An 11,390-nucleotide genomic window follows, 5' to 3' on the forward strand; every position below is an offset into this window, starting at 1 on the left:
GCATCAAGATCCGCGCATCGACCTCACGTGAGTTTCCTCGGTTGTCCGGCCACATCGTGCCCGATAACGCCCGTGCTGAAGTGCCCTGGTGCCGTGGCGATCTGGGATGCTGCGTGGATGGACTTTGCTCAGGCGCTGGTGGCTGATGAGTTGTGGGGCTGGCCGGTGGAGGTGCTTGATCGTCTGTTCTCACTCCGATCGCAAGCTGGTTCCGGCTCGCTGTCGATCGAGGCATGGCGGGAGCAGGACGCAGCATTGCGGGCCGACATGCCTGACGTGGATCTCGAGGAGGTGGGAACATTTCTGACTGACTGGCTGGTCAACGGTGGCGATATCGACGCGCTGTTGACCGACCGATTGACGGCCCTGTCGAGTTCACCCCCGAGCGATGAGGAGCTGTGGAGCGATCTCCTGGCTGCACACGCCGCGCAGGCTGATTCTGGAACCTCGCAGGCGGTGCGGAAGGCACACCGCGCTGTCCAAACACGAACGGCGGCATGGTTAACCCGACCAGGCAGCGATCTTGACCCGGTAACCGGCCTGCCGTGGTCGCTGATCGCGCGGTTTCGCGTGGTCGACCACTCTCATTTCGGTCCCGTCCCGCAGAACGTGGACTCGGCACGTCGACTCGCGCTGCGGAGCGCTTCTGACGATGAACGGAAACGTGCGGCTCTGGTAGCGCAGGGCCGGGACGCCGTGGACATCGATCTCGCCGACGCCAAAGCGGACCTTCAACAGCATCGCTTGATTTGGTTCCCCAAACTGCTCGAGGACGGTGTCGCGGCTGACGAGGAAATGCGGCCACTGCTAGACGATTTGGTTCGAGTCTGGTCCGACCCTCGGGTTCAGAGGCTCCTGCTGGATGAGACCTCAGCCGGGTGGCCGGACGACGGTAAACGTAAACAGATCCATTAGCCGAAAATGCCATTTTCGACCAGGGAATTCGTGTATGGCCAGAGTGTAAACTGAATACAGAAGCATCGTCCTAATGTCAGTACAGCTTTGTCAGCTGTGGTTTTCTACGGCTGACGTCACAGCGTCGCGCTGCTGATCGGTCAATACGGGGGAGTGAGCAAGGGCGTCGTAAAGGGTTCGCGCCCAGCGTGGGTCGTCGTCTTCGACGTACTTGATGGCGTCGAGGCGGTGAGTGAAAGCCACTGTGTCGTCCAGGACGAACCGCTTGAGCAGGGTTGGAGCGTAGCTTTCTCGTCGGCTATCGGTGAGGTTCATCGCTAGCCATCGTGTCTGTGTGAAGCTGCGGAGCAGGCGGTATGCCTGCTCTTGGTCGTACCCGGCTAGATCGCAACATGCCGCGATCCGGTGGTGCTCTGGTAGCTCTGTGTTGCTGGCGAGGAGTTGGAGTCCGCGTGCCCGGTCTTCGTCGGACACTGCGAAGGTCACGAGCGGGGCAGCCTGGAACTTCCAGGCAGAGTCCAAGGTGTTGTCGAGTGTCTCGAACGTCAGCCACTGGATGGCGGCGGCAACGTCACTGCTATGACGGACTAGCCCACTGATGACGTTCAGCCGGTCGTCATCCTCCATGTCGAGGTCGATGCTCAGCGCGAGCCGACGTTGGAGGCCTTTGCCTGGCTCGATGTCGTCGAGTGCGGCCGCTGCCTGGGCCTGGACGTCCAGCTCGTAATAGTCGTCCGCGACCGATTTCAAGGCGTCGGCGGTTCGTTCACTGAGGCCGTAGTGCTCGAAGTGCTCGACGATGACCGTGACGGCGCTCGGGTAGGCCTCCACGATGGCGGCGATCGCGGCATCCGCGTCGTCGGTTCTGTCCAGGAGGAGTTCGAGGAGATGGAGGTTGACGCTCACGAGGTCGACGACGCTGTCGTAGCTCGCTTCCTGAGTGGCAAGTATGTCGACAAGGTCCTCCGGAGAAGGATCCGGGAACGCGCGCACCGCGTAGTACTCCTCGAACGAGGCGTGGAGGAAGTCCAGCTGGCCGCCGAGCTTGGTGATCAGCCCGGATCGGAGCAGAACTTCCTCCACCGTCCGGTGCCAGTTGGCCGCAAGGGGGGCGGGGGGAGTGATGCCGCGGGTGGCAGCCAACTTGATCGCCAGGTCAAGGAGGTGGGCTTCAGGGTCCTCGAGCAGCCGGTGGGAGGCCGCAGCCTCGAGCAGCGTGTGAATCTGGTTCTGGAGGTCGTCGATAACCGGTTCGCCGGATGACTTCAGGCGGGAAACGAGCCATTCGGCAAACTTGGCGTAGATCTGGTCCAGGGTTTCTGGGAGTGGTTGGCGTGAATCGTTGTCGGCCAGCGTGCAAATCATCAGAAGGACCAGTGGGGACGGGGCCCAACTGGTCCGATCGAGCAGGCTGGTCAGACTATGCGTGACCCGGGCGCCTGCCTCGGAGGGGCGATCGCGGAGTTCGAGCCACCGTTCGACGAACTGCCTCACGTTGGCCGCGTTAAACGGCTTCACCTCGTAGGAGGTGAATGGGTCGGGGACCTTGTTCGCACCGCCGGGTCGGCTTGTGATCACGAAGCGCATCGAGGACATGCGGGTCGCGAACTCCGCCACCCGGAGGACCGTTTGGCGCTGATCGTGGTCGCGTACCTCGTCGAGGCCATCAACCAGGACCAGCCATCGCCCGGACAGCGGCTCGCGGTCGAAGAAGTCGGCTTCCAACGGCCGGTGTAGCAGGCTTCTGAGTTGCCGTTCGACGCCATCATGGAGCGTTTGAGTCAAAGACTTACCCATAGCGAGGTCATGCGCGTGGACCGGTACGGGCACCCAGGGTTGTGCTTCGTTGCCGAGCCATCGGCTAGAGAGAGCGGTGGCGATGTGTCGGAGCAGGCTCGACTTGCCCGATCCCGCGGGGCCGGTGACGAACACATGCTCGGACTGCTCCACCGCCTGTCGCCAGGTGCAGGTAGAGCCGTTCGGGGTCCGAAGCGTCTGCGGTTGGTAAAGCTCGTCCAGATCCGGGATTTGATCGACGAACGACCACGGATGTTGGCGGCTCGCCTCCATGACCGCCTTGAGGTAGTCATAAAACTCCGGGTGAAACGAGCCGGGTGTCGTCTCCTCTGCCCACCGTCGCGCTTCGTCCGTCGAGCGGACCGCCGCGGCTAGGGAACGTTGGTCGAGGTTGAGCCGACGGTACGCGATCTCCGCGAAGTCAACCCTGGCCATCGCGGTCGCCAAGCGATTCCCGTCGAAAACCTCCAACCTGATTCCGTGCTTTGCGTTGGCCTCTCGCTGCAAATCTTGGATCCGGCTGATCGGCAGGTCGGCGGTGAGGAAGGCGAACACCCCCGTGACGTGACCAGCCGCAGCGACCGCTCGCAGGTCGGAGCGGATCTTCGTGACGAGATCGCCCGCTCGGATGGTGCAGATGCCGACGACCTCGTCAGCGAACGCTATCTCCGTTTCTTTCTGGATCAGGCGCAGGTGTGAAACGAAGTCCTGTCCGCCGTCGCCGCCGTCGCCGACTGGCCCGGTGGCAGGCACGAAATGACCGCCTAGAGTTGCGTTAGCGAAGTCGAGGCACAGCACCTCGAACTCATGAAACCCGTTCCTCGCACGCAACCGGTCCAGGCCGAAGCGGATCTGTTCTGACACCTCAGGGCCCAAGGGCCTATGTCCTCCCACGCGCCGAGGTTATCGACTACCGCCCGATCCCGTCGATGGCCCTGGCTGCATGATGGCGGGCAATAACCAACAGTTGGCTCGCTGACCTCGGTTGACTTCTATCGTTCTGTGTCCGCAACGGCATTGGCGATCCTGAGAGCGGCGCTGGCGATGTTGAGGCCGCCGGTTTGCTGAACGCGGAGCTGGCCGAGTGCAGGCCAGCCCTGCCGCGCGGTCGGCGATCGGGCAGCCGCTGGTGTCCAGCAGCGCATCGTCTGGACTGGCGAACACGGCCTCGTCGAAGTCGTCGCCGGGGTCCAGACGTACCAGCCGGTTCAGGTCGAGGCTGCTGACCGGACCTCGGTGACGGTCAGTGTTGGAGAACAGGCTATGGAGATGAGTGAGGGCAATGCGCTGTCTGTTCTGGTCCGGTCGGTCACGTACGGTGACGAGACGGCGACTGTCCTCCCGCCGTGACGTCTACCTTTGCGTTAGCGCGAGGGCCATGGACCTGCTGAGGAACTTCGAGGTCGGGATCGTCCCGTGCCAGCGGCCACGGACTGAGCCGTGGCGCCCGGAGCACGTCGACACCGTGGCGACGAGCATTCACGTTGACACGTTGTCAAGCACCTTCCGCCATCGGTAACGCGAGATGTCGGCCAGCTCTGGTAAGACTTCACCTTGTGACGACTGAGCCAGCCTGGACCATCACTGCTGAGGACCGCAAGAAGGAGCAGGAGCGAGCCGAACTTCACCGGGTGATCTGGAAGATCGCCAACGACCTGCGTGGAAGCGTGGACGGCTGGGACTTCAAGACGTATGTGCTGGGGATGCTGTTCTACCGATTCATCTCGGAGAACCTGACGGCCTACCTCAACGAGGCCGAGCGCAGTGCAGGCAACGAGGACTTCGACTACCGCTACCTGTCCAACGCCGACGCCGAACTCGGGCGCGAGGAGACGGCCAAGGAAAAGGGCTTCTTCATCCTGCCCCAGGACCTCTTCGCGAACGTGCGTGAGCGGGCCAGCAAGGACGAGAACCTCAACGAGACTCTGACGCGGGTTTTCACCAACATCGAAGCCAGCGCGGTCGGTACCGCTTCCGAGGACGACATCAAGGGCCTTTTCGTCGACCTCGACGTCAACAGCGGCAAGCTCGGCCCCACTGTCGCGAAGCGTAACGAGAAGCTGGTCAAGCTTCTCGACGCAATCGGGTCGCTGAGCTTCGGCAACGGCGAGTTCAACGAGAACACCATCGACCTGTTCGGTGACGCGTATGAGTACCTGATGCAGATGTACGCGTCCTCGGCCGGCAAGTCTGGCGGGGAGTACTACACACCGCAGGAGGTCTCCGAGCTGCTCGCTAGGATCACCGTGGTCGGCAAGACTGAGGTGAACAAGGTCTACGACCCTGCCTGCGGCTCGGGTTCGCTGCTGCTGAAGTTCAAGAAGGTGCTGCCAAATGGGGTCAGGCAGGGCTACTTCGGTCAGGAGATCAACCTGACCACCTACAACCTGTGCCGGATCAACATGTTCCTGCACGACATCCCGTACGAGAAGTTCGACATCGCCCACGGCGACACGCTGATCGACCCGTTCCACTGGGACGATGAGCCGTTCGAGGCGATCGTCTCCAACCCGCCTTACTCCACGCGCTGGGAAGGTGACTCGAACCCGCTGCTGATCAACGACGAGCGGTACGCCCCGGCCGGTGTGCTGGCGCCGAAATCGAAGGCTGACCTGGCGTTCACGATGCACATGCTGTCCTGGCTGGCAGTCAATGGCACGGCCGCGATCGTCGAGTTCCCCGGTGTGCTCTACCGCAGCGGTGTGGAGCAGAAGATCCGCAAGTACCTCATCGACAACAACTACGTCGACACCGTCATTCAGCTCCCACCGGACCTCTTCTTCGGGGTGACGATCGCGACCTGCATCATCGTGCTGAAGAAGTCGAAGATCGACAACCAGGTGCTCTTCATCGACGCCTCGGCCGAGTTCATGCGCCAGGGCAATAAGAACAAGCTCACCGCCGGCCACCAAGCCAAGATCCTGGAGGCGTTCACGCGCCGGGAGGCCGTCGACCACTTCGCGACCCTGGTCGACTACGAGACCATCCGCGACAACAAGTACAACATCGCGGTCAGTTCCTACGTAGAGGCCGAGGACACCCGCGAGGCGGTAGATATCAAGGCGTTGAACGCCGAAATTGCTCGGATAGTCGCCCGCCAAGCTGAGCTGCGCGCCCAAATCGGTGCCATTGTCGGTGACCTGGAATCCGACGATGCGGCTGTCTGAATTGTTGTCCAAAGCGCCTGCCAAGGAGGAGGCGCAGGTCGAGCGCTTCCTCAATGCTCGCCTGGCCTGGGGCAAACACAAGACGATCGAGGTAGGCAAGGTCGCTATCAATTTTAAGTGCAAGACCTGCGACGACGCTCGGACGTTCATGTCGGGCGACAGGCTGTCCTGCCTCGGCGTTGGTGATCGTGTGGTGAGCATCGACGCGTGCCTCAAATGCCCAGTCTGCGAAGCGACCGTAGAAGCCTGGTTCCTAGTGGTGTCCAGGGATGAACTGGACGGGCAGGCGCCGACCGTGCGGTTGGAGCGCTACGTAGACAACCGGCGCGGCATGGCGAGACGAGTCGGAGTCAGTGCCGGTGCCGGTGATTTCGATGATCTGCTAGAGCGTGCGCAGCTCGCCTACGAGGAACAGCTCGGAGCGGGATCCATGGTTTACCTCCGGAAGATCTTCGAAGCGATCACCAAGCAGGTCGCCGATATCGCAGGCATACCCACCACCGGAAACAACGGCGCTCGCAAGCCGTTCCGCAGCCTCCTGCAAGAGGTCGACGAGCGGCATCACATCATTCCGCTGGCATTCTCCAGCGAAGGATACAAGTTGTTCAGCGAGCTGAGTGAGATCGTCCACGGAGATTCAAGTGAGGAAATGGCCCTGCGGAAGTACCACCCCTGCCGAAGCTTGGTCATAGGAATCATTCAGAATGTCGCTAGCGATCAAGATATGCAGTGGGCGATCGATGCACTCGGATGGAATATAAACGGGTTGAACGTGCCTTCCGGTGGGGCGATGGTGCAATGAGCGAGATCTACAGGCTGCTTGCCGAGCACTGCCCGGACGGCGTTGAGGTCATGACGCTCGGCGAGATCGGAACCTTCGTCCGTGGACGTCGCTTTACCAAAGCTGACATGGTCGAGAAAGGAATCCCCTGTATCCACTACGGGGAGATCTACACAGAATACGGCATATCCGCGCGCACCACCGTCTCACATGTGAGGGAGGACATGCGTGATCAGTTACGATACGCCCAGCCGGGGGATCTCATCATCGCTGGTGTCGGGGAGACAGTCGAGGACGTAGGCAAGGCCGTGGCTTGGCTTGGCGAAGGAGAGGTCGCGATCCACGATGACTCTTTTCTGTTCCGGAGCGAACTCGATCCGACCTACGTCTCCTACTACTTCCAGACCGGCACCTTCCGCGCTGAAAAGGAACAGCATGTCTCCCGTGCCAAGGTGAAAAGGCTCTCCAGCAGTGGACTGAGCAGGGTCACTATCCCGGTTCCTCCACTTGAAGTACAGCGCGAGATCGTACGGATCCTCGACAAGACGACTGAGCTGCAAGCTGAGCTGCAAGCTGAGCTGCAAGCTGAGCTGCAGGCTCGCACGCAACAGTTCCATTACCACCGCCGCGGAATTTTCACCTTTGCTGAGGGCGAGAGTGTCAGGCGTGCAAGGTTGAGCGAACTGTTGAAAGAGCCCTTGGCTAACGGACGATCGGTCCCAGATGGGTTGGGTTATCCAGTTCTTCGTCTTACTGCACTACACGGGTCCGTTGTGGACGTCAGTCGGCACAAACTTGGCAGATGGGATGATGCAACTGGGCGGCGGTTCCGTATCGAGGCTGGAGACCTACTCGTTGTACGTGGGAACGGTTCGAAAGATCTGATCGCGCGGGCGTGTATGGTGGAGCGCACGGAGGAGATTGCATTTCCTGACACGATGATTCGAGTCCGGCCCGACCTTGGCCAAGTGTCCCAACGGTATCTATTTTACATCTGGGAAAGTCCCGCGACACGGGTGCAGCTCCAGAGATCGGCGAAGCTCACGTCGGGAGTGTGGAAGGTGAGTCAGGACGATCTGTCTGGAATCATTCTCCCTGTGCCTCCGCTTGAGGAGCAGGCGCGGATTGTGTCGATTCTCGACAAGTTTGACGGAATGGTGACAGACTTGTCTGCTGGCCTGTCAGCGGAGATCGAGGCCCGGTGGAAGCAGTACGAGTACTACCGGGACAAGTTGTTCAAGTTCGAGGAGCGGGTGGCGTGAGTCAGGGCGGTGGTGTGGAGGCACCGGACTCGGCGCTGCGGTACGAGCCGATCGCGGTGAGCGACGAGGCGACGGTGGTCGCGGCGTACGAACCGGACGGCGGCAGCGATCAGGGCTACCAGTCTGAGGCTGAGCTTGAGACCAAGTTCATCAAGATGCTGGGGCAGCAGGCGTACGAGCAACTCCACATCACGTCGTCGGCTGACCTGGAGGTAAACCTTCGTCGTCAGCTGGAGCTGTTGAACGATGTGGTCTTCAGTGACGACGAGTGGAAATGGTTCTTCGTCAAGAAGATTGCCTCGAAGAATGAGGGTATTGTCGAGAAGACGGCGCGCATCCAGGAGGACCCGATCCAGGTCCTCGCGCGTGACGATGGCACGAGCAAGAACATCAAGCTCATCAACAAGTCGAACATCCATGCCAACCGGCTCCAGGTGATCAACCAGTACGAGACTGTCGGTGAGGGTGCTGGCACGGCCCGCAAACACCGCTATGACGTGACGATCTTGGTCAATGGGTTGCCGCTGGTGCATATGGAGCTGAAGCGGCGCGGGGTGCCCTTGAAGGAGGCGTTCAACCAGATCAATCGCTACCAGCGGGAGTCGTTCTGGGCCGATGCCGGACTGTTCGAATACGTCCAGCTCTTCGTGATCTCCAACGGTACGCACACCAAGTACTACGCGAACACGACTCGTGCCCGGAAGGTGGCGGAGTCCGAGGGCGGCAAGCGTGGTCGGAAGCAGACGTCGAACTCGTTCGAGTTCACCTCGTGGTGGACTGACGCGGAAAACCGGCGCATCGGCGATCTCACCGCGTTCACGCGGACATTTTTCTCCAAGCACACGCTGCTGAACGTGTTGACGAAGTACTGCGTCTTCGACGTCTCCCGCACCCTGCTGGTGATGCGGCCTTACCAGATCGTGGCGGCTGAGCGGATCCTGCGGCGGGTGGTGTCCTCGGCGAAGGCGACCGGGCAGAAAGCCGGTGGCTATATCTGGCACACCACCGGGTCGGGAAAGACGCTGACGTCGTTCAAGACCGCGCAACTCGTATCGAAGATGGAGGGTGTCGACAAGGTTCTCTTCGTGGTGGACCGTAAGGACCTCGACTACCAGACGATGCTGGAGTACAACCGCTTCGAGAAGGGCTCGGTCAACGGGTCACGCTCGACCGCCGAGCTCAAGCGGCGACTCCAGGACCGCAACGCCTCGATCATTGTCACCACGATCCAGAAGCTGTCGCGGTTCATCGAGCAGAACAAGGGTCACGAGATCACCAAGGCTTGTTCGGTGTTGATCTTCGACGAGTGTCACCGGAGCCAGTTCGGTGACATGGGGACCGCGGTGCGTAAGGCGTTCCGCCGCTCCCACCTCTTCGGGTTCACCGGAACCCCGATCTTCCCGGAGAACGCTGGCGGGGCGGTCAAGGACACTACCGAAAAGATCTTCGGCGAGCGCCTACACAGCTATACGATTGTGGACGCGATCAACGACGGAAACGTGCTGCCCTTCCGCGTCTCTTACCAGAATACCGTGCGGGCTGCAGACGACGTCGAAGACAAGCAGGTCGCCGCGATCGACACCGAAGAAGTGCTGCGCCACCCCGAGCGAATTCGGAAGATCGTGGGGTATGTCCTCGACCACTTCGATGCGAAGACCATGCGCACCCAGGGGTACAGCCTGGGCGAGAAGCGGGTGCGTGGCTTTAACTCGATGCTGGCGACCGCGTCTATCCCCGCGTTGAAGATCTACTACGACGAGTTCGCCCAGCAGCAGACCGAGCGCGCAGCCGCAGACCCGTCCTACCAGCCGCTGAAGATCGCCACGATCTTCAGCTATGCGGCCAACGAGGACGAGCAGGTCGGCGGCATCCTCGATGACGAGGCGATGGACGCGGACCAACTCGACTCCTCGTCCCGCGACTTCCTCGAACGCGCGATCAGCGACTACAACGCCGCCTTCGGCACGACGTATGACACCTCGGCAGCGAAGTTTGAGAACTACTACAAGGACCTCGCGCGCCGAGTAAAGGAGCGTGAGGTCGACCTGGTCATTGTGGTCAACATGTTCCTGACGGGGTTCGACGCAACCACACTGAACACGCTGTGGGTGGACAAGAACCTCAAGTCTCACGGGCTGATCCAAGCGTTCTCCCGCACCAATCGGATCCTCAACTCGGTCAAGGCCTACGGCAACATCGTCTGCTTCCGCAATCTGGAGAAGGCCGTCGACGACGCCCTGGTGCTCTTCGGTAACTCCGAGTCCCGCGGAGTGGTGCTGCTCAAGCCGTACAGCTACTACCACGCCGCGTACGTCAGCCTGGTCGAGCAACTCCTGGAGCAGTGCCCGCCCGGAACCGAGCCATTCGGGGAGACTCAGGAGAAGGCGTTTGTCGAGCTCTTCGGCCGAATCCTTAAATTGCGCAACATCCTGACCTCCTTTGACGAGTTCGCTCACGACGAGTCGCTGCCACCGAGGCAACTGCAGAACTACACGAGCGTCTACAACGCACTGTGGGAGAGGCACCGCAAGCGGGACACCGGCGAGAAGGAGTCGATCCTCGACGATGTCGTCTTCGAGATCGAGCTCATCAAACAGGTTGAGGTCAACATCGACTACATCTTGATGCTGGTGCAGAGGTGGCGTGACGAGGGCCAGGCCAAAGCCAGGACGCCGCTGCGTGCCATCGAGGACGCCGTCGATGCCAGCCCATCGCTGCGGAACAAGAAGGACCTGATCATGGACTTCGTTGCCTCCATGTCGGTCACCGGCGAGCTCAGCGACGACTGGCGCATCTTTGTCACCCGACGACGAGAAGTCGAACTCGCCGAGATCATCGACTCCGAGCGCCTTCGACCCGAGCAGACGAAGTCGTTTATTGAAGCCGCCTTCCTCGACGGCGCGATCGCAACCAACGGAACGGCGATCACCCAGATCCTGCCGCCGGTCTCGCGCTTCGCGAAGGACAACAACCTCGGCACTAAGAAGGAGCGCGTTATCGCGAGGCTGACCGAATACTTCGAGCGCTTCTCCGGGGTAGCCTGAAAGACACCGCCGTCGTGGGTCACCCCGGCCTTTCCGGTTCGACCGCAATCCGCTCGTTGAACTTGGTCCTGGCTTGTTGCTGCATGGTCCGAGGACCGGTACAACGACCACGGCATCACCACCCTGATCATCTGGCCGCAGCCGGGTCACCGCAGAGCGCTTGCCATTCCGCTCGGCCCGCTGGTGAGCCGCGCCAAGGCTGGTGGGCTGCAGCTAACTGGCGAAGGCGGGGTGCTGTCGCAGCTGACTAAACGGCTGGTCGGCGCTCGAGGGCGAGATCGCCGACCATCTCGGCTATGACAAGCACGACCGGCCGGCTGTGGGGAAGCGGCTCGTCCACGACCTGGCCGATGAACTGATCTAGGGACGTTGGTCTCGTCTATCGTGTGGCTCTACCCGTTGAAACGTACTCGGCTTCGGTTGG

Annotated in this window: 6 protein-coding genes and 1 pseudogene; 6 read left to right on the forward strand and 1 reads right to left on the reverse strand. The window is 61.2% G+C overall.

What is annotated here, in order from left to right; translation table 11 throughout:
• Positions 1-93 precede the first annotated feature (93 nt).
• Positions 94-915, forward strand: coding sequence for a hypothetical protein (locus ACM6LR_RS27885; protein WP_414944826.1), 822 nt, complete (start codon positions 94-96; stop codon positions 913-915).
• Positions 916-1,005: 90 nt separating this feature from the next.
• Here the strand turns inward: ACM6LR_RS27885 and ACM6LR_RS27890 are convergent, their stop codons facing one another.
• A complete protein-coding gene (locus ACM6LR_RS27890; RefSeq protein ID WP_414944827.1) occupies positions 1,006-3,576 on the reverse strand; it encodes an NACHT domain-containing protein in 2,571 nt (856 codons plus the stop codon).
• 692 nt (positions 3,577-4,268) lie between these two features.
• Here ACM6LR_RS27890 and ACM6LR_RS27895 point away from each other — a divergent pair.
• The 5 genes and pseudogenes from ACM6LR_RS27895 to ACM6LR_RS27915 all read left to right on the forward strand — a co-directional run.
• Positions 4,269-5,879, forward strand: a complete 1,611-nt coding sequence (locus ACM6LR_RS27895; protein ID WP_414944828.1) for a type I restriction-modification system subunit M — start codon at positions 4,269-4,271, stop codon at positions 5,877-5,879.
• Entirely contained in the window at positions 5,866-6,681 is an 816-nt protein-coding gene (locus tag ACM6LR_RS27900; RefSeq protein ID WP_414944829.1) for a hypothetical protein, read from the forward strand. Before ACM6LR_RS27895 ends, ACM6LR_RS27900 begins: the two co-directional genes overlap by 14 nt.
• Positions 6,678-7,922: a restriction endonuclease subunit S gene (locus ACM6LR_RS27905; RefSeq protein WP_414944830.1), complete on the forward strand. Its 1,245-nt coding sequence runs from the start codon at positions 6,678-6,680 to the stop codon at positions 7,920-7,922. Before ACM6LR_RS27900 ends, ACM6LR_RS27905 begins: the two co-directional genes overlap by 4 nt.
• Complete coding sequence (locus ACM6LR_RS27910; protein ID WP_414944831.1) at positions 7,919-10,966, forward strand: type I restriction endonuclease subunit R, EcoR124 family; 3,048 nt, start codon at positions 7,919-7,921, stop codon at positions 10,964-10,966. Before ACM6LR_RS27905 ends, ACM6LR_RS27910 begins: the two co-directional genes overlap by 4 nt.
• A 123-nt stretch (positions 10,967-11,089) precedes the next feature.
• Positions 11,090-11,276 (forward strand): annotated as a pseudogene (locus ACM6LR_RS27915) (hypothetical protein); the annotation flags it as partial.
• Between the last annotated feature and the right edge of the window lie 114 nt (positions 11,277-11,390).

This window comes from Amycolatopsis sp. cmx-11-32, from assembly GCF_047608695.1.
Lineage (GTDB): Bacteria > Actinomycetota > Actinomycetes > Mycobacteriales > Pseudonocardiaceae > Amycolatopsis.